Raw genomic sequence first — 20,372 nt, 5'->3', positions numbered from 1 at the left:
GCGGCGCCGGGGGGGGCGCGCGCGGGCACCGCGCACCCGTAAATCTGTTAGTTATCCTAACTTATCTACACGTGAGCCGCAGAGACGCAGCGGCGCGCCGGGCGCACGGGGGCGCCCCCGCCAGGCGCCGCGAGCGGCTCACCAGGGACGATCGCGCATCGTCTTCTTGTACTGCTCCTTGTAGAGGTCGTGGCACTGCTTGCAGCTCGCCTTCGCCCCGTCGATGTCGCCGGCCTTCGCCTTGGCGGCGCCGGCCTTGGAGATCGCCCCCCAGCTGCCCATGCCCGGCGGCGGCTTGCCGGCCACGTACTGGAGCGCCGCCGCGATCTTCTCGCCGTCGCCGCTCGAGGTCGCCGAGGCCATCGTGCTCTTCATCCAGGCCTGCATCGGACAGAGCTTCTGGCCCTTCGCACCGCACTCGAACTTCTTCTCGCCCGCCTGGGCAGCGCCGGTCGCCGCCGGCGCAGCCGCCGCCGCCGCCGCGGTCGCCTTCGCGGCCGCCGCAGCCGTCTCCGCCTTCGCGTCGGCCGCGGCCGTCTCCGCCGGCGCGACCGCCGCCGCAGCCGTCTCCGCCGGCGCAGCCGCTGCAGCCGCCGAAGGCTCGGCGGTGGCCGCGGCCGGCGTCGCGGCCGGCGCGGCCGTCGTCGCCACCGGGGCCGCGCTCTCGGTCGGCTTGCCCTCAGCCACCGCCCCCGGGGTCGTCGCGTCGCTCCCCTTGCTGTCGCAGCCGAGCGTGGCGAAGGACAGGCTCGCGAGCAACAGCGCGAGCGGGGTCATCGTTCTCCTCATGCAGTCTCCTTGGTGATGAACAGAAGCGCTCCTTCGAGCGCGACCGAGGGATGCGTGCCGCGGTCCCCGGCTCGACGCGCAGTGTAAACGGGTCGCCGTCCGTCCGCTGCGTTCGCGCGCCCCCTGGACGCCGCCTGCGCCCCCTGGACGCCGCTGCCCGAGGGCCCGACGCGAGGTGCCGCCTCCAGAGGCGACATCCGACGACATGGCCCTCTCCGCCACCTCTCCGCCACCTCTCCGCCAGCAGGCCGCGCTCGGCCCCTCAGTCGCGCGTACCCGGCGTCGCGGCAAAGGCCGACCACCGGAAGTTGTCGAGGAGCGCGACGGAGTCGTTCCAAGGATCATTGGTGTCCCAAATCACAAATCGCAGCTCCATGACCTCTCCGGGGACGACGTTGCCGTTCATGACCAGCCAGCCGGTCCCGCCACCGGCGCGCTCGCTCGTGCCGCACCAGCCAGGCTCGCCCTCGCTCTGCGCAGGCGGCCTCGTGATGTCGAACCCCGTCCCGAGGAGCTGACCGATGCCCGTGCAGGTGGTCGTCGAGCCGGCCTTGGCGCCGCCGCCGCACCCGGTCGGCCCGTTGACGCACTGGGTGAAGAGCCCGGTATCGCCGAATGCGAGGTTCACGCCCAGCGGGTAGACCGAGCCGCCGGCGGGCGGGGGATCGTAGAACGCGAGGTTCTTGTCGTCGGGGTTCGCCGCCTCGCCCGGGAAGGGCTCGAACGTGGAATCGAGCAGCGCGAGGAAGAAGTCGTTGAACCGGCTGCACACCCACTCCGGGTATTCGGACGAGAGGAAGAACGTCGAGACGCTGAACGAGCTCGCGTTCGTCGGCACGCGCACGCGCAGCCGCAGCATCACGGGATCGTGGGCCGTCGTGCCGCCCAGCGGCTCCGGACAGCCGGGCGCGTTCGGGAGGCGCTCGCCGTTCGCCTCGAGCCAGTCCGCGGGCATGCCGCTCGACGTGCCCATGTCCTGGCCGCCCTGGAACGGGGCGAAGCTCGGCCGCGTGTTGTTCGGCGACGCCTGGGCCGCGGCCACGCCCGTCGAGAGCACCGCGATCCGCGCGCCCCGCAGCGGCAGGATGCCGGAGCCGAAGCCCCGGCGGATCGACCGCTGGGCCGCCACGGGCGCGCCGGTGCCGTCGGCGAGGCGGAAGCTCGCCGAGATGACGCCCCACGTGCGCCGCGACGCCGTCGTGGTGGCGCAGAGATCCATCGCCTTCGCGTAGTCGAGCGCGGTCGCCGAGTCGCTCGCGAGCCCCTCGTCGCAAGGCGAGGCGTTGTCGACCGCGCCGTCGCAGTCGTCGTCGATCCCGTTGTCCGCCACCTCGAAGGCGCCAGGGTTCATGAGGGACGGGGGGCCGCACGCGTCCAGCGAGGAGTCGCAGCAATCGCCCTCGCAGATCGTCCACCCGTCGCCGTCCTCATCGGGCGGGTTGTCGACCGTGCCGTCGCAGTCGTTGTCGATGCCGTCGGCGCACGCGTCGAGCTCCGGCAGCACCTGGTCGAGGCACGGCCCCCAGCCGAGTCCGCTCGGCCTGCACGTGGAGACCCCGGGGGCGCAGGGACCGGCGCCCTCAGTGCCCGGCGCCCCCTGGTAACACGCCCTCGCCTCGCCCGGCGTGCACGAGCAGGGCCCGCGCGCCCCCTCGTCGTGCTCGCACCCGTCCGCCGGGTCCTCGTTGCAATCGAGGAAGCCGCTGTCGCAGGCGCTGAGCACGCAGCCGCCCGCGACGCAGGCGCTCTCGCCGTGCGCCAGATCCGGACACGCCCGACCGCACAGGCCGCAGCTCAGCGCGTCGGTCTGGAGATCCCGGCAGAGCCCGTCGCAGCACGAGGCGCCGCCGTCGCACGGGCGCGCCGGCGAGCAGCCCTGAGCGCACTCGCCCTCTCCGGTGCACAGCGTGCCAGGAGGGCAATCGCCGTCCGTGACACAGGCAACACAGGTGTGCTCGGCGGGATCGCAGTGGAGCGGAGCAGGGCAGTCGGACTGGGATTCACATCCGGCCACGCAGCGCTTCGCCTCGGGATCGCACACCTGGCCGGCCGGACACGCGTCCGGGCCGGGGAGACACGCGACGCAGCTGCCCGTCGCCCGGTCGCAGAGCGGAGCGCCCGGATCCGCGGAGCAGTCGGTCGGGCAATCGGCCCCGCCCTCCCCTCCGCCGCCCAGGGGAACGCCGGGAGATCCGGCGCCGGCGGCGCAGGACGGCGCCGCCGCGGACGCGAGCGCGAGCCCCGCCAGGGCGACGAGCCCTCCGGTCCAGGCCAGCGGGCGGCGACGGACAGCGCGGGTTCTTGTCGGCATCGGCGAGCTGCTCCCCTCCGCGGAGGCGGCGCCCCGAGGCGCGCCCGACCGCAAGGATCGCAGGATACCCCGCCGGCGCCGCGGACGATGGCGGATCCGCGGAGATCGGCTGCGCCTCTCGACGGGCGGTGATGCGCGCGGCGCGCTCGGCCGAGCTGGCCGGAGGTGCGACCGAGACGGCGATCAGCGCGTGCGCTCGTACAGCGTGAAGGCGCCCTCGCGCTCGATCCGGCGAAACGAGGTGTGCGCCGCGGTGAACACAGGCCTCTCCGGCCGCTCGTTGCGGAGGATCACGTAGTCGTACGCGACGCCGTGGACATCCGGCTTGAACCACTCACCGCGGTTCGACGGCGGCGCGGGGAGCCGGCGCTTCAGCTTGAAGGGGAAACCCACGTTGTGCCAGCCATCCGCGCTGAAGCCCCCGCGCATGATCTGCACCCACGAGGAGAAATGGTTCGTGCCCTCGATGATCAAGGCCTCGTCGGTGCGCGGGGGCAGCGACACGAAGAGGACCTCGGCGCCCGGCGGGATCCGCGCCACCATGCGGGCAAACGGCTCGAGCCGCTCGTCGAAGCTCGCATATTTCTCCGAGAGGTGGAGCGGCAGCACGAGCGCGGCCGCCGCGGCAGGGGCCATCAGCAGGCGAGAGCGGCCCCGGAGCGGCGCCGGGATGGCCAGGAATCCGAAAAAGCAGATGAGCGGCGAGAAGCGCCCGCTCACGAACCACCAGTCGAACGGGCGAGCGAGGTGCAGCGGCACGAGGAAATAACAGGCCACCATCGCGGCGCAGAGGACGAGGGAGCGCTGGTGGTGCAGCCGGCCGAGAGGCGAGCTGGAAGGCGGCTCTGCGTCGCGTGCGGGGAGGAGCAGGCCGAAGCGCCGGGCCAAGCTCCAGAGCGAGAGCAGCGACGCCACCGCGAGCAGCACCCAGAAGAGCTGGGTGTCGAGTTCGCCCGACACCGAGTTGAGCGTGTATTCGGGGAACGAGCGGAGCATCTCGTGCCAGGGCACCCAGGCGCCCTGGAAGCGCGGGCCGCTCCGCAGGTCGACCATGGGGCTCTTGAAGGCGACGAGCTGCCAGGCGATGAGCGCGACGGCGGGCGCGAAGAGCGGCAGCGCGCCGGCGATGCGAGACCACCGGGGCAGATAGCAGAGCATCAGCGCGGCGACGCAGACGTAATAGGCAAAGAGGATGAGCGGATGGCTGAGGCCGCAACCGACGCTGAGCAGCGCGACGGCGGCGGCGCGCCCGGGGCTCGGCCGCTCGAGATAGGCATCGAGCGCGACGACGCCGGCGAGCAGCAGCGCGATGCCGACGAGGAACGGCAGGAAGCCGCACGCCCACGAGAGGCTGAACGCCAGCGGGAAGGTGAGCAGCGAGAGCCAGGGGCTGCGCCGCGTCCGGTGCGCCCAGCCGAGCGCCGCGGCGGGGATCCCGAGCACGTACGCGGAGAGCACGATCCGGTTCGCGTCCTCGAGGTCGACGGCGTAGCCGAGGAGGTGCGTCAGGATGTGATAGGCGCCGTACGGGGCCGGACGGAGGCTGAGCTCGTAGAAGTCCCGGTAGCGAGTCCACGGCTCATCGAAGTGGTGCCAGATATGAACGGCCGCGAGGTGGTTCGGCAGATCGAGCAGCGGCAGGAACCGCACGCGCCATATCGGCACGATGGCCGCGACGGCGAGGAGCGCGAAGGTCGCGACGAAGCCGCGATCGCTCGCCCAGCCAGGCCGCCGCCGCGACGCGGGGGGCTCCGCCGCGACGTCGCGCCGGGGCGGCGCCGCGGCGGGCGGGAGGGCGCTGTCGGGCGGGCTCGAACCGGGCATTTCCATGAGAAAGGTGGCCCGCCCCTTCCCTCCGCGCGCGGCGCGAGGTGCGGGGAGGCCCGAGGAGGGCTGCGAGCCTTAGCACGGGACGCGGCGCCGATTGCAGCGCCGCGTGTCTTCCTCTAGTTTCCCGGCCACCTCGCAGGCAGACACGGCACGCGATGACACCCACCGGCCATCCGGAGCGGCACGGGGCGCTCCACGCAGCCCTCCAGGAGACCTGACGCCATGAGGCATCTTGCTTGCGTCGCAGGCGGCGCCGCCGTCCTGCTCGCCCTCTCCTCGCCGCGCGCGCAGGAGCCCGCGGCCGAGGCGCCGGCGGCCGAAGCGCCCGCCGCCCCGGCGCCGGCCGAGGCGCAGGCGCCGAGCGGCGAGCCGGCCGGTGAGCCGGAGCGCGCCGCGCCGCCCGCCGCCCGCCCGAGCGCGCCGGTGGGCCAGCGGCCGCGGCGGGAGGCGCCGGCGCAGGGCTCGCCAACGCCCGCGCGCGGCGACCTCCTTTCGCCGGGCTTCCGGGAGCGGATGCGCGTCGCGCTCGGGCCGCTGGAGGTCGCGCCGATCGCGCTGCTCGCGCTGCAGGCCGCGCCCTACGTGGGCGACGACGCGCTGAACCAGGCCGGGGACAGCGCCGAGCAGCCCGGCTTCCGGCTGCGCCGCGCCCGCGTCGGGCTGCGCGGCGACGTCGCGGGGCTGGTCCGGTTCGCCGTCTCGACGGAGCTCGCCGGGGGCGACGAGGGGACGGCGCGCATTCACGAGGCGTGGGCCGGCGTCACGGCGGAGCGCGCGCTCGAGGTCTACGCGGGCGCGCGGACCGTGCCCTTCTCGCGCTCGGCGATGCTCGGTGCCGGCGACGGGGCGCTCACCGAACGGCCGCTCGCGGTCCGCGCGATGGCGCCGTTCACGCAGGTCGGGATCCAGGCGGAGGGGCACTTCCAGGACCGCGCCTTCAGCTACCACGCGGGCGTCTACAACGCCTTCCAGCGCGCCGATCAGTTCTACGCAGGCCACGCCGAGAGCCTCGCCCCCCTCGGCAACCGCTTCGAGGGGATCGCCTTCGCCGGCAGGGTCGCCACCGAGCCGCGAGGCCCGCTCGGCCGCACCCTCCAGGACGTCGCCCACTCGCCCTTCCGCATCGGGGTCGGCGCCGACGGCTTCTTCAGCAACGGCGGCGCGCGCACGCTCTACGGCGCGAGCGCCGACGTCCTGCTGCACGCCGCGGGGGTGCACGCGCTCGGCGAGGTGCTCTGGACGGGGGCGAGCCCCACATCGGTGCCCACCCAACCGATCTCGCAGGTCACGTCGGTGTCGTCGCTCGCGCTCGTCTTCGAGGCGGGCTACATGTTCGTCGCCCGGAAGCTCGGCGTCTCGGGCCGGGTCGAGTGGATCGACCCCAACATCGATGTCGACGACGAGGGCGACAACCTCGCGCTCACGGGCGGCGTGAGCTACCACGCGTACGACGATCTGCTGAAAGCGCAGCTCGATTACACGCATCGTGAAGAGCTCGGCGGGCTCTCGCTGGCGAACGACGCCGTCATCCTGCAACTCCAGCTCTCGCTGTAGGAGAGATCGCTGTGCGGCGAACACACCGCTGGTTCACGAGGGTCGCGCTCCTCCCGCTCGCCGCCGCCGCGCTCGCCGCCCCCGCGCTGCCGAGCTGCGGCGGCGACCGGCTGCTCCGCGCCAAGCGGATCGAGCACCGGGCCGAGCTCGTCGGCGGCCCGGTGGCGATGGCGGACGTCGGCGACTTCCTGCTCGAAAACGACCAGATCCGCGTGGCCATCCTGGGCGGGCGGGACTCGCCCGGGCCGGGGATCTTCGGCGGCGCCATCGTCGACGTCGATCGGCGCCGCGGCCGGATCGGCGAGGAGGGCGGACAGGGGCGCGACCGGTTCGCGGAGATGTTCTCGCTCGCCAACCTGATCGTGCCCGACCCCACGGCGACCGACGTCTCGGTGCTCGCCGACGGCTCGGACGGCGCCGAGGCCGGGATCCGCGTCGAGGGAGACGGGGAGTTCCTGTTCGAGGCGATAGGCCTGCTCCGGGCGCAGGAGGACCTGCTCGGCCTCTTCTTCCCCAACGTCCGCTCCAGGATCCGCTTCCGGACAGACTACCTCCTTCACCCGGGCGATCGGTTCGTGACGGTGCGCACGGTGCTCCTGCTCGACGACAAGCCGCCGCCCGGCTGCGAGGCCCCGAGGAGCTGCGAGCCGTGCCCGGACGGGTACCAGCAGGACCCGGGCGGCTGCCTGACCTGCGCGTGCAGCGACGTCCTGCCGCTCGACAACGCCACGGCCCCCGTCTCGGTGCTCGGCGGCGTCCTCGGGGATCCGGCGGACCAGGCGCAGGAGGAGGCGGCGCGCCGCGCCGGCATCGTCGCCGGAGACTTCGTGTTCTTCGGCAACCAGAACGACGTCTTCGCGCCGGGCGCCGGCTTCGACGAGGACACGGCGGTCCAGGACGCCTGGAACGCCGGGCGGAACTCGTTCTCGGAGCCGCTCACGTTCGATTTCGTGGCCGCGGCGGGCGGGGACGTCAGCTACGGCTACTTCACGAGGGCGCAGGAGGGCGCGGCGCCGTCCGTGGTCAACGTGCCCCTCTTCGCGAGCGCGGCGACGGCGTTCGTGTCCGCCAGCCGATCGTGCCTGTACAGCGAGGGGGACGACGCGGCGTGCGACGCGCACCGCGCGTTCAGCTACGAGCGCTACCTGGCCGTGGGCGACGGCGACATCGCGAGCGTGACCGACGTGATGCACCGGCTCCGCGGGACCGAGACGGGCACGGTCCACGGCCACGTGCTCTGGGAGAGCACGCTGGAGGCCGCGCCGAACGCGCGGGTGTTCGTCTTCTCCGATCCGGATCCGTCGCGGCCCTTCGGCTCGCTCGACGAGCTCGTGGCGGCGAACCGGGAAGCGCGCGGCGACGTGGGTCTCATCAACGAGATCGACGCGGACGTCGGCCTCGATCCGTCCGAGGACGGCGATTTCCGCGGCGCCCTGCCGCCCGGCAGCTACGTGCTCGTCGCGCGGAACGCGGCGGGGACGGCGACGTCGGCGCCCGTCCGGGTGCGCCTCGGGGCCGGAGAGCAGGTCGCGGTGTCGCCGCGCCTGCCCACGCCGGCGACGGTGCGCTACCGCGTCGCGGACGAGGCCGGCCAGCGGATACCGGCCAAGCTCGCCTTCATCTCGCTCGACGACGCGGGGCGGCGGCTCCCGGGCGACGGCCGGCGCAGGGTCTACCTCGGCGACGGCCGGCTCGGGAACGGCAACCGCGCCATCGAGGTCACGGCCACGGGCGAAGGAGAGGTCGAGATCGAGCCGGGGCGATACCAGATCACGGTGTCTCGAGGCATCGAGTACGGGATCTACGTGGAGCGCGACGTGACGCTCGCGCCGGGGCGCGCGCTCCAGCTCGACGCCACGCTCGTGCGCGAGGTCGACACGAGCGGGTGGATGTCGGCCGACATGCACCTCCACTCCAGGCCGAGCTTCGACAGCGGCATGCAGCTGCCGCGGCGGGTCGCCACGGTGGCGGCCGAGGGCGTGGAGCTCGCGGTGTCGACCGACCACGACGTCGAGACGGACTACCAGCCGACCGCGCGCGCGCTCGGGCTCGCGCCCCACCTCGCCACCGCGATCGGGGCGGAGATCACGACGCTGGAGCAGGGGCATTTCATCGGCTTCCCGCTCGAGTACGACGAGCTCGACGTCCCGACCCACGGCGCGCACGACTGGACGTGCGAGCCCGGCGGGACGATCCTCGACGCCATCCGCGCCTCGGGCGACGGCACCGTGGAGCCGCTCACGATCGTCGCCCACCCGCGCGACGGCTTCTTCGGCTACATCGAGCAGCTCGGCGTCGACACCTACACGATGGACCGGACGCCGACGTTCCTCGAGGAGAACAACCCGGTGTTCCGGACGGCGAGCTGCGCGTTCGACGCGATGGAGCTCATCAACGGCAAGCGGTTCGATCTGGTGCGCACGCCGAGCGTGGCCGAGGTCGTCGACTGGAATCGCTGCCTCGCGCGGCTGAACGCCGCCCAGGGTGCCGACGAGATCGAGGCGGCGTGCCCCGAGGTGGCGGGCTGGCTGCGCGCGCCCTGCGCGGCCCCCGGCGGGTCGGCGCCGGCGGCGGGCGGCGCCGGCTCGCCCTCGGGCGCCGCGGTCGCGGTGGCCGTCGCCGACTGCAAGCGCCGCGCGCGCACCGAGCTCGCGTGGGCGCTCACGAAGCGGATCCTCGCGCGAACGCCGGACGAGCAGGAGAAGAACTGGGGCTTCCCCGGCGCGAGCGCCGACAGCCAGGAGCTGTGCGGGCCCGCTGCGCTCGGCGACGCGCCGGTCGCCGCGGAGGCGCGCGACGAGCCCTGCACGTTCCGGGCGGGCCAGGTGGACGACTACTTCCGCTACCTCGAGCGGGGGTTCTTGCCGGCGCAGATCGCCAGCAGCGACAGCCACGACGGCTCGAAGGAGCCGGGCTTCCCACGGACCTATTTCCGCAGCGCGACCGACTCCCCGGCGGCGCTCGAGACGCCGGCCGCGGTCGAGAGCCTGCGGGGCGCGCACGCCTTCACGACGTACGGCCCCTTCATCCGGGCGACGATCGGCGGCAGGACCTACGGCGAGGTGGCGGGGGCGCGCGCCGGGGAGCCGCTCGAGCTCCTCTTCGATGTCCAGACGGCGAGCTGGTTCGGCGTCGATCGGGTGGAGATCTACCTGAACGGCAGGATGATCCGCCTGCTGGAGCCGGAGATGCCGCCGAGCGCGCTCGTGGACGTGCGCGGCAAGGTCACCTTCACGGTGCCGGAGCGCGACTCCTGGGTGGTGATCATCGCCATGGGCCTCGAGGACAGGAACCTCATGAGCCCTGTCTCCCTCGACGTCCCCTTCGGGGAGATCCAGCTCTCGCGGCTGGCGAGCGACGGGTTCGGCCGGATCCCCGCGATCAGCGCCCTGTTCGCGCCCACGCCGACGGTGCCCGACTGGTCGCCGGTCCCGCCTTATGCGGTGACCAACCCGATCTACATCGATGTCGACGGCGACGGCCGCTACGACGCTCCGCTGCCGAGGCCCGATTTCTGCTCTCGCCCGTGCGATCCGGCGGTCCTCGATCCGGAGCAGTGCCCGGCGGAGCAGGATTGCCTGCTCGAAGAGCAGGTCTGCGGCTTCCCGATCCCCGGCAAGTGCGATCATCGCCGCCCGGCGCTCGGGCATCACGACGACTGAACGGCGCGGCGGACATCGCCGGCCGCGCGAGCGCGGCCGGCGCGCGAGCGCGGACGCCCCGCGAGCGCGGCCGTCACGCTCGCGCAGCCGCCCCGCGAGCGCGGCCGTCCCGCGAGCGCAGCCGTTCCGCGAGCGCAGCCGTTCCGCGAGCGCAGCCGTTCCGCGAGCGCGGCCATCCCGCGAGCGCGGCCATCCCGCGAGCGCGGCCATCCCGCGAGCGCGGCCATCCCGCGAGCGCGGCCATCCCGCGAGCGCAGCCGTCACGCTCGCGCAGCCGCCCCGCGAGCGCAGCCGTCACGCTCGCGCGGCCGGCGAGGCCCGTCGGATCGCGGCGAGGGCGCCGGCGCGCACGCGGCGAGGCACGCGCGCGCCGGCGTCGGCGGATCTCGGCGTCGATCCGGCCGGCCGCTCCGGGTGGGAGCTTACCGGCCCTCGATCGACTGCGACTTGATGTGGAACTCGACGCGCCGGTTGCGCTGCCGGCCTTCCGGCGTGTCGTTGGCCACGAGCGGCCGGCGGGAGCCGTAGCCCACGGAGGTGAGCCGCTCCGACTGGATGCCCTTGTTGATCAGGTAGACCCTGACCGCGATGGCCCGGTTGTGCGCGAGCCGGTCGTTGTAGTCGATGGTGCCCTGGTTGTCGGTGTGCCCTTCGATGCTGAGCAGCTTGATCTCCGGGTTCGCCTTGAGCAGCCGCACGACCTCGTCGAGGATCGGATAGCTCTGCGGGAGGATCCTGGAGCTGTCGAACTCGAACTCGACCTGCTTCATGATCTCGATCTCGGCGGAGCCGGTGATCCTGCGGATGTAGTACGGGCAGCCGTTCTTCTCGGGCTCGTCGACGACGACCTGCCCCGGCTCCTTCGGGCACTTGTCCACGGCGTCGGGGATGCCGTCCTGGTCCGCGTCCTCCTCGGGGCAGCCGTCGCGGTCGTCGATGCCGTCCTTGTCCTCGGGATCGTCGGGGCACTTGTCGACCACGTCCGGGATGCCGTCGCCGTCGCGATCGGGCATGTCCGGGCAGCCGTCGGCCGGCTTCGGCTGCTTGCCGTCCTCGGGGTCCTCCGGGCAGAGGTCGATGACGTCGGGGTAGCCGTCGCCGTCGGTGTCCTTCTCCTGCTCGATGACGTAGTTGAAGCCGGGCGACCGGGTGCCCGAGTCGGCGATGCTGAACGAGTAGCCGACGACGGCGACCCCGCGGAAATCCGGGGCGTAGCCGCCGCTCATCCGGGTGCCCACGCCGGCGCCGGCGTAGAGCGCCTTGTCCTTGGTGAGGGCCATCCGGCCGTTCAGCTGCCACTCGATGGGGGAGGCGTCGAGCTCGCCGAGCGTCTCCTCGCGGAGGCCGAACGAGCCGAAGACCTCGGCCCCCACGCGGATCGTGTCGTCGCGCAGCGGGACGTAGCCGCCGACGCCGTACGTGAGCTCGCTGCCGACGCGGAGCTCGTGGAGCCGCACGGGCGGCCGGATCGCGACGCCGGTGTTGAGGGTGACGAAGAAGTCCTTGAAGTCGTACTCGGCGCCGAGGCCGAACGCGCTGCTCACGGTCCGGTCGCCGCCGAAGGAGTAGACGTTGCCGACGGGCACGAAGACCGCGGCCGTGAGCCCCAGGCGGAAGCGGCGCTCGTCGAGCTCGAGCGCGACGAGGCGCGCGTCGAGCCGGAGGTCCATCGGGGTGGCGGTCTTCAGGTTGACGCACTGGTCCAGGCCGAGGGTCCGGTCGGGGTGGCAGGTCTGGTTGCCGTCCTGGAACACGACGATCGGGAACGAGGCCTGGAGGGCGCCGCGGCCGAGGATCTCGACGCCGGCGCTCAGGTAGGTGATGAGCTGCGAGGTGACGGGCCCGTCGCCTTCGAGCTGCTCCTCGACGGCGAGATCGTCAACGTAGTTGTCGTTGCGGAGCGGGTGGACCGAGACGCCGAGCCCGAGCTGCCCGAAGAGGCGCGTCTTTTCCCCCATGTGGGGGCGCCAGACCCCGATCCCGTCGTCGGGGGCGCCGGCCATCCTGAGGCGATCGAGGTAGAAGGTCCGGTCCTGCGCGCGCGCTGCGGAGGGCGCAAGCGCGACGAGGGCCGGTGCGGCCAGGGCTGCTGCGGTCAGCGCGCAGCGAAGGCGCGACGGGCGTCGCGGCTTACCGCCCGGCAGGGTTCTTCGATCCATCACGGTGAGCTGTCCTCCAAGCAACGCTCGAAAAACGAGGTTGACGCGGGCGTTCCGCCGCATGCGGGCCGGCGTCCGGGCGGGAGATTACTCGGCCCGGGGGAGGATGTCTCCTGGGTCGAACCAGGAGGTGCGAGGAGCCCGGGGGGCCGGGGCGGCTGTGTCCGGGGCGCGCGCGGGCGGGTGGGACGGGCTGGGGCTCCGACGCTGGCGGAGCGCATCGAGGCGCTCCTGGCCTGCATGGAGGAAGCCGGCGGTCGGCCGAGGAAACGTCTCGACGAGCGCGACGAGGCACCGACAGCGCTTCGCTTTCGGCGAAGCGTGCGCGTTGACGTCGACAAGGTCGCCGCACTGAGGCAGCGATCACTTCGGCACCTTCATCACCGTACCGGCGTCCCGATCCACCCAGTAGACGTAGGTATCGTCGACCGCGATCGTCGCTGGATACTGCTGCTCTCTCGCGAGGAGGGTCGGGACGCCACCGTCAACCTCAACCTTCATCACCTTACCGCCATCACGGCTCGTCCAGTACACATAAGAGCCATCGACAGCGACATTGCGCACATTTTCAACATCTTCCCCGCTCACGATGGAGACCGGAGCGCCACCATCTATCGGCGCCCTCATCAGCGCCCCCTTACCGCCGACGACGTTCGTCCAGTAAACATTCACACCATCAACAGCGATCGCCGACGGCGATCCTTGACCTTCGGCAACAACAGTTGACATACCACCTCCAACTGGCACCTTCATCACCGTACCGCCGTCACTATTCGTCCAGTAAACATGGAGATCGTCGACAGCGATACCGTATGGACGAGACTGCTCCTCCGCGAGCGCGACCGGGTCTCCGCCATCAATCGGCACCTTCATCACCGAACCTTGAGGGTATGGATTCGTCCAGTAAACATGACTGCCGACGACAGCGATACCAGTTGGGATGCCCGTATCAACGAGAGTGGTCACGGCGCCGCCACCGAACCGCACCTTCATCACCTTTCCCTGGTCGGAGCTCGTCCAGTAGACATTCCCGGAGTCCACAGCGACATTCAACGGATAGCGTTGCCCTTCGACGAGAACGCTGGGAGCGCCTCCACGAATTGGCACCTTCATCAGCGCCCCGGTGCTCGTGTTAAACTCACCTTGGTTCGCCCAGTAAATGCTGTTGGAATCGACCGCCATGCCGACAGGACTTGCTTGGCCCGTCGCCAGAGCGATGGGCTGGCAGAGCGACTTCACGCACGGCTGGCCTAAGCAGTCACGCCCACAGGAGCCGCAATTTTGTGGGTCGTAACTTGTGTTCGTGCATGCCCCGGAGCAGCTCGTTTGTCCGCTGGGACATTCTGGAGCCTCTATCCCGCCGGCGCTCGCGGTGCCTCCGCCGGCGTTCGCAGCGTCTCCGCCGCCACTCCCGCCGGCGCTCGTGCCTCCGCCGGCGGTCGCCTTTTCATCCGTGAACTCGTCGAGACCGAGCGCAAGGGCGCACCCGCCAGCGATGAGCCCGACGCTTGCAAGGCAAAGCAAAGCGCGTAGTTGCGTGTAACCCGTCGCCATCATCCCTCCCGAATCATAAGCCCACTCGCGCTACCAGCGCGCGGCTCCAACAAAGCAGCACCGCATAGGTGTAGGATTATCGCTTACCGGGCGCCTGTAGAGTTGAGGCCGTCCGCAGTTACCCGGCCTTTCAACGCATGGCGGAGGAGAGCCACCCTGCCGTACGGCACGTGCGCCCCGCCCTGGAAGCGCTCCCGCGGGCCGACCGCGGCCGCGCAGCATTGGCGGCGGATGCTGGAGTCGCGGTACAGGCGAGCCGTCACCCCACCGAAGCTCGATCCGCCGCCGACCGGCAGAGCTGCCACGCCGAGCTTCTACGTGGAGCCGTGACTCACGGCCCTCGTCCGGTCAGGGTGCAGCACATTGGCGGGCGGGATCCACGGCTGCGCCGGCTAGTTGGCCGTGGGAGGTATCTCGACATCATTGATCGGCAGGAATCCAGCACCGGCAGGATACGCGTAGGATACACGGTAGTTCTGCTGGATCGCTCCCCAACCCCAGACCGTGACACCGAACGGGAGATCGCTCCTCATCTCATGTCGTCCGTTCGCGCAATCGCCCACCGACTCGAAATTCCCAGTGGTAAGGTCGACGATCGTGTACTCGTAATTACCATCACCGATGGGCTTCCACCCGCCGAGCTTGCCTGCACAATCCAGCTCCACGTCAGCAAACTCGTTGTTCAGCTTCGAGCGGGTGCGAACGACCACAAGGCTCGTCTCGGGGTATGTCGGATCCGTGAAGAACACGTAATAATCGAGATACTGAGACGGAGGGATCACATTGACCCAGTCCGGATCTCCGATGGTGCTGTACTGGTTGCCACCCGTCATGTACTGGCCGACATAGAACGGATGGCTGCCATCTTGACTCTTGACGACGAAAGGCCCCTCGGCCTCGAACTCGTACACCTTGCCCTGCTCGATGCTCTCCGGGGCGCCATCGGGCTTGGACGGCTCCCAGGTGAGCGACGTGCCGTCGACCATGCCCACGATGCGCCAGGGCGGTGATTCGTTGCTTCCCTCGACTCGGTCACGGTAGCGGACCGCCGCGTACTCGCTGCCGGTAGCCCGCACAGGCGCTATCTGCTGCTGACCCGAGTCGCAGTCACCAACACCGCTCGGCACGAGCATGCAGGCATGGGCGCCAAAAACACCGACGGGTTTGGTCGACTGTATCGGGCTTCCAGTCAGCTCCGCCGGCTGCGTGATCTGCAGGAACTCGCCCGCATTCAGCGTGTACGTCTTAGCCATGCCGCTCGTCGCAGGCTCCACACCTGTCCCGCCGACGATGTCGACCCCCGGCCGGATCGTGACTTCGGTCTCGTTTTGATGGGCAACGACGGCCAGCGACGGATACGACCCAGGGTAATCGTCTGGCGACGCCGATTCCGATTCCGAGTAGCCGTTGATGGCTATGTAGTTTGTGTCCCATGCGCTGGTCGGCAAGAGCAAGGTAGCTGACGTGAACGCGGCCTTCCCACCACCATAGGGAAGCATCTGGTAGGCCACGACAGGATAATCGGTCGTGATGTGGAAAGCGGTTCCGCGACCGGTGCCCGAGACGCCGGTCTCCAGATCGAGCGCGCCGACGGCAGGGCAGTCCTCGACGCTCGCCCCAGCAGATTTCCTTGAGAGGAACAGGATCGCGACCTGTCCAACAGGGAGCCCGGCGTTTGCATCATACTCCGCGTAATCCACTCTGCTCGTGGTCGGGTTCCACGTCGGAATGTAGGCGAAGTTCTCGACCGGGAGCTCCTCCCCGCCGCGCTCCACGTTGATCTTGACAGGCAAGTCCCACGTGTTCGCGACCATAGCAGCGAAGCACGCGCCCTTGGTGGTCGGCATCAGCGCCGTCTTCAGCGCCCAGTAATCGCACCCGTACGAGCTCTTCGACTTCTCCGCCGCCTCGCACGGGTTCGGCTCGCACTTCGCGTTGACGCACCCGAACTCGGGCCCGCACTCCTCGATCGTCACGCCGTTGCAGCTGATGACCTTCTTCAGATCATTGGAACACGTGTACTCGCACTGCCCCCCCTGACCGAAGGTCCCCGTGCTCCCCCCTTCACCGCCCTGGCCGCCAACGCCGCCGGTGCCCGCCCCGCCGGGACCAGAGCCGCTGCCGGTGAGCTCTCCGCGGTACGAGTCAGAGCACCCGGCGAACGAGCCCGTCACACCGGCTGTCGCTGCAAAAAAACCCACAATCGCGTGTCGACGGTATCTAGCTATGTTCGCCATCTCCACAGGGCTCCTTCCCCCACAAGCATCCTGAAAAACTTCGCGACTGCGAGCCTAACACGGTTCGCCCGCCCTGGGGAGGCCCGCGAAAGCGCTGGCGATTTTTCAGCGGCCTCATGAGAGAGGGCTCTAGCTTTCAGGAATGCAATGCGCGCCTGACCTCGCACCATCGCCTTCTAGCGCCAGGACGGACAGAGAGGCCCTGTTCCGCTCACCGACCTCCCGCCTCTCGCCTCTCTCGCCTCTCCGTGGGTAGGACGAGGTGGTCCGGCCAATTCGACTCCCGCGACTTCCGCGTACCTCGCCCCTGCTGCCGCTCAATGATCGTCATCGCTGTCCGACGCGGCCCCCGCCCGGCCGCTGCCAAAGACGCGGAAGAGCACGTACAGCGAGGGGAACAGCAGCACGAATCCGACGCCGAGGACCCAGACAAGCAATCGTAACGTCCTCGGGTTCGCCGCCGCCCCCGCGAGCGTCACGTCCGGCACCACCAAGTAAGGGTACTGCGAGGCAGCCCAGCCCAGCAGGATGAGCGTGACCTGCGCCGCCGCCGCGAAGCGCGCCAGACGGAAGCGACGCGTCCACAGCCCGAAGAACGCCGCCGTGGCCGCAATGCCCGTCGCGACGTGGAGCGGCCACGTGATCGGATGGTCCGTCAGCCCCTCTCGGATGAGCGGGGCGCCCTCGAACGAGGCCCCAAAGGACGCGAGCGCGAGCGCCGCGACCACGCAACCCGAGACGAGCGCGCGGAGACGGAAATCGTCGACGAGCGCCGGCTCCGTCGCCTCGTTGGTCAGGTAGACCGCCGCGAGGAACCCGAAGAGCGAGAGCGCGAACAGCCCGACCATGAACGGAAACAGCGAGAGCCACGGCGCGAAGAAGCCGCTCGTCACCACCCCCGACGCCACCCGGATCCGCCCCGACGCCACCGCGCCGACGATCATGCCGAGCAGCACCGGCGCGATCACGCTCGCCAGCGAGAAGAGCAGCCCCCAGCGCTTCTGCCGGTGATCGCGCCGCGAGTCGTAGCTGCGGAAGCTGAACGCCGAGCCGCGGAACACGACGCCGACGAGGAACAGCGTGAGGGGGACGTGCAGCGCGACCGAAATGGCCGCGAACGCCGGAGGAAACGCGGTGAAGAGCAGCACCACGACAAGGATGAGCCATACGTGGTTGGCCTCCCAGATCGGGCCCATGACCCGCTCGATGAGCGCGCGCTGCTCCTGCTTGCGCGGGCCGGAGGCGAGCAGATCCCAGACGCCGCCGCCGAAATCCGCCCCGCCGAGCAGCGCGTACAGCACGAGCGCCGCCACCATCACCCCGCCGAGGAACCACTCAACGACCATCGGCTGCGCCTCCCCCGAGCGCGCGCAGCCGGCCGCCGCCCGCCGCCGCCACCGCGCGCGGCTCGCCGCCGCCCGCCTCCCCGCCCCCGCGCGGCTCGCCGCCGCCCGCCTCCCCGCCCCCGCGCGGCTCGCCGTCGCCCGTCACGGCCAGCGGCGCCGCGCGGAGCTGGCGGACGAGCAGGTAGGTCACCACGACGCCGAGGAAGACGTAGAGCGCCGTGAACGTCCAGAAGGGCGCCTCGAGGTGCGGGAACGGCGTCACCGCGTCGCGCGTGCGCATCGCGCCCCGCACGATCCACGGCTGGCGGCCGAACTCCGTCACCAGCCAGCCGGCCTCCATCGCCACGATGCCGAGCGGGCTCGCAAGCACCGCCGCCCAGAGGAACGGGCGCTGATCCGGGATCCCCCGGCGGCGCCACGCGAGCGCCGCCGCGACCAGCGCGAGCAGCGCCATCGCGGAGCCCGCGCCCACCATCACCTGGAACGACAGGTGCGTCGCCGTCACCGGCGGCCACTCGTCGCGCGGGACCGCGTCGAGCCCCGGCACCACCGCGTCGGGATCGGCGTGCAGGAGCATCGACAGGCCCCCCGGGATCTCGAGCGCGTAGTCGACCTCGCCCCGCTCCACGTCGGGAAGGCCGCCGACGAGCAGCGGCGCGCGGGCCGAGGTCTCGAAGTGCGCCTCCATCGCCGCGAGCTTGGCGGGCTGCCCCTCGCCGACCTCGACCGCCGCGAAATGGCCGACGAACGGCTGCGCCAGCGCCGTCACCCCGGCGATCGCGAGCGTCACCGCGAACGCCTTGCGGAACAGCGGGCTCTTCGGGTGCCGCAGGAGAACGAGCGCGTGGATCCCGGTCATCACGAACGCCGTCGCCTGATAGCACGCGAGGATGCCGTGCAGCGTCTCGTGCTTCCACGGCGGGCTGAACATCGCCGCCACCGGGTCGATGTCGGCCGGGCGGCCCCCCACCATCGTGAACCCGGCAGGGTCGTTCATGCACGCGTTCACCAGGATCACGAAGAACGCCGAGAGCGCGCCGCTCAGCGCCACCAGCGCGCCCGCCAGCAGGTGCAGCTTCGGCGGGAGCTTGCCCCGGCCGTACAGGTAGATGCCGAGGAAGATCGCCTCCGTGAAGAAGGCGAACCCCTCCAGCGAGAACGGGAGCCCGATCACCTCGCCGAACGTCCCCATGAAGCTCGGCCACAGGAGCCCGAGCTCGAACGAGAGCACCGTCCCCGAGACCGCGCCCACCGCGAACAGGATCGCCGTCCCCTTCGCCATGCGCTTCGAGAACTCGAGGTAGTCGGGATCGCCCGTCCGGTGCCAGAGCGCGTCCGCGATGACCATGATCAGGGGCAGCGCCACCCCCGCGGCCGCGAAGATCATGTGAAATGCCAGCGAGAGGCCCATCTGGGCCCTTGCGTAGAGGAGGCTGTCCATGAGGCCCCGTACGGCTCCCTTCTCCGGTGCGACCGGCGCCGCGTCCGCTCTCCCGCGGCGGCGGCCCGCGCGCTCCCGGCGACCATAGGGATGCGCGCGCCGGGGACAAATAGGGTCGAACGCGGCTAAGCTCCAGGGCGATGCACACCCTTGTCGAGCTCGTCGCGAGGAAGCGCGACGGCGGGCGGCTGTCCGAGGACGAGATCGCGCGGCTCGTCCGCGCCCACGGCGACGGCGAGCTCGCCGACTACCAGATGAGCGCGCTGCTCATGGCCGTCTTCTTCCGCGGCATGGATGACGCGGAGACCGTCGCGCTCACCCGCGCGATGCTCCACTCGGGCGACGTCCTCGACCTGTCCGACGTGCCCGGACGGAAGGTCGACAAGCACTCCACCGGCGGCGTCGGCGACAAGGTCTCGATCTGCCTCGCCCCCCTCGTCGCCGCCTGCGGCGTCCCCGTGCCGATGGTGTCCGGCCGCGGCCTCGGCCACACGGGCGGCACGCTCGACAAGCTCGAGGCCATCCCGGGGTTCGACGTGGGGCTCGACGCCGCGACCTTCGCGCGCGTCGTCCGCGAGGTCGGGACCTGCATGATCGGGCAGACCGCGCGGATCGCGCCGGCGGACAAGCGCATGTACGCGCTGCGCGACGTGACCGCCACGGTCGAGTCGATCCCGCTCATCGTCGCGAGCATCCTCTCGAAGAAGCTCGCGGAGGGCATCGACGCGCTCGTGCTCGACGTCAAGGTCGGGCGGGGCGCGTTCATGAAGACCCTGGGCGACGCCCGCGCGCTCGGGACCGCGCTCGTGCGCGTCGGGACCGCGGCCGGGAAGCGCGTCTCCGCGCTGCTCACCGACATGAGCGCCCCGCTCGGGCGCGCCGTCGGCAACGCCATCGAGACCCGCGAGGCGATCGAGGTGCTGCACGGCCGCGGGCCGGGCGACCTCGTCGCGTGCACGCTCGCCCTCGGGGAGGAGATGCTGATCGCCGGCGGCGCCGCGGCGAGCGCGGCCGAGGCGCGGCCGAAGCTCGAGGCCGCCATCTCGAGCGGCGCCGCGGCCGAGGTCCTCGCGCGGATGATCGCGGCGCAGAAGGGCGATCCGGCCGTGGTGAACGACCCCGGCCGGCTGCCCGGCGCCCCGGTCGTCGTCGACGTCGCGGCCGAGGGCGAGGGGTACGTCGTCGCCGTCGATCCGCTGGAGATCGGGCTCTCCGCGGTCGCGCTCGGCGCCGGGCGGACGCGCGCCGACCAGCGCGTGGACCCCGCCGTGGGCATCGAGCTCGCCGCCGTGCGCGGCGATCGCGTGGACCGCGGGGCGCCCCTCGCCCGCATCCACGCCCGCCGGGCCGACGACGCCCGCGCCGCGGCCGATCGCGTCCGCGCCGCGTTCCAGCTCGGCCCGGCGCCCGCCGAGGCGCCCGCGCTCGTGCTCGAGCGCATCCAAGCGTAGGCCGCTCGCGGCCGCCGCGCCGCCCCACTAAGCTCCCG

Annotated in this window: 11 protein-coding genes; 3 read left to right on the top strand and 8 right to left on the bottom strand. The window is 71.4% G+C overall.

Annotated features, from left to right (window positions below; all coding sequences use genetic code 11):
- Window positions 1-138 precede the first annotated feature (138 nt).
- From WME83_RS14620 to WME83_RS14610, 3 genes are all read right to left on the bottom strand, one after another.
- Window positions 139-789 carry a hypothetical protein gene (locus WME83_RS14620; RefSeq protein ID WP_437319897.1) on the bottom strand — a complete coding sequence of 217 codons (651 nt, stop codon included), beginning with the start codon at window positions 787-789 and terminating at the stop codon, window positions 139-141.
- A gap of 262 nt (window positions 790-1,051) precedes the next feature.
- Complete coding sequence (locus WME83_RS14615; RefSeq protein WP_437319896.1) at window positions 1,052-3,100, bottom strand: MopE-related protein; 2,049 nt, start codon at window positions 3,098-3,100, stop codon at window positions 1,052-1,054.
- A 183-nt stretch (window positions 3,101-3,283) separates the two neighbouring features.
- A complete protein-coding gene (locus WME83_RS14610; protein WP_437319895.1) occupies window positions 3,284-4,930 on the bottom strand; it encodes a hypothetical protein in 1,647 nt (548 codons plus the stop codon).
- A 222-nt stretch (window positions 4,931-5,152) separates the two neighbouring features.
- On the opposite strand from WME83_RS14610, the gene WME83_RS14605 reads away from it, so the two are divergent.
- Together WME83_RS14605 and WME83_RS14600 are read left to right on the top strand one after the other, a co-directional pair.
- Window positions 5,153-6,484, top strand: coding sequence for a porin (locus WME83_RS14605; RefSeq protein ID WP_437319894.1), 1,332 nt, complete (start codon window positions 5,153-5,155; stop codon window positions 6,482-6,484).
- Window positions 6,485-6,495: 11 nt separating this feature from the next.
- A complete protein-coding gene (locus WME83_RS14600) occupies window positions 6,496-10,146 on the top strand; it encodes a PHP domain-containing protein (RefSeq protein ID WP_437319893.1) in 3,651 nt (1,216 codons plus the stop codon).
- A 422-nt stretch (window positions 10,147-10,568) separates the two neighbouring features.
- Here the strand turns inward: WME83_RS14600 and WME83_RS14595 are convergent, their stop codons facing one another.
- The 5 genes from WME83_RS14595 to WME83_RS14575 all read right to left on the bottom strand — a co-directional run bounded on the left by WME83_RS14595 (window position 10,569) and on the right by WME83_RS14575 (window position 18,883).
- Window positions 10,569-12,305 (bottom strand): OmpA family protein, encoded by a 1,737-nt coding sequence (locus tag WME83_RS14595; protein ID WP_437319892.1) that lies wholly within the window; start codon window positions 12,303-12,305, stop codon window positions 10,569-10,571.
- A gap of 363 nt (window positions 12,306-12,668) precedes the next feature.
- Window positions 12,669-13,544, bottom strand: a complete 876-nt coding sequence (locus WME83_RS14590) for a DUF5050 domain-containing protein (RefSeq protein ID WP_437319891.1) — start codon at window positions 13,542-13,544, stop codon at window positions 12,669-12,671.
- Window positions 13,545-14,251: 707 nt separating this feature from the next.
- Entirely contained in the window at window positions 14,252-16,096 is a 1,845-nt protein-coding gene (locus WME83_RS14585) for an IgGFc-binding protein (protein WP_437319890.1), read from the bottom strand.
- Between the two features lie 317 nt (window positions 16,097-16,413).
- The gene (locus WME83_RS14580; protein WP_437319889.1) at window positions 16,414-17,442 is read right to left on the bottom strand and encodes a cytochrome d ubiquinol oxidase subunit II; all 1,029 of its coding nucleotides are present in this window, start codon (window positions 17,440-17,442) and stop codon (window positions 16,414-16,416) included.
- On the bottom strand, window positions 17,432-18,883 hold the full coding sequence (locus tag WME83_RS14575) for a cytochrome ubiquinol oxidase subunit I (RefSeq protein WP_437319888.1): 1,452 nt from the start codon (window positions 18,881-18,883) through the stop codon (window positions 17,432-17,434). The genes WME83_RS14580 and WME83_RS14575 overlap by 11 nt, the downstream gene beginning before the upstream one ends.
- Window positions 18,884-19,023: 140 nt before the next feature.
- On the opposite strand from WME83_RS14575, the gene WME83_RS14570 reads away from it, so the two are divergent.
- Window positions 19,024-20,334, top strand: coding sequence for a thymidine phosphorylase (locus WME83_RS14570; RefSeq protein WP_437319887.1), 1,311 nt, complete (start codon window positions 19,024-19,026; stop codon window positions 20,332-20,334).
- Window positions 20,335-20,372 lie beyond the last annotated feature (38 nt).

This window comes from Sorangium sp. So ce385, from assembly GCF_051474135.1.
Lineage (GTDB): Bacteria > Myxococcota_A > Polyangia > Polyangiales > Polyangiaceae > Sorangium > Sorangium cellulosum_D.
The sequence above is the reverse complement of the archived record's forward strand: the minus strand, read 5'-3'. Positions and strand labels throughout refer to the sequence as shown.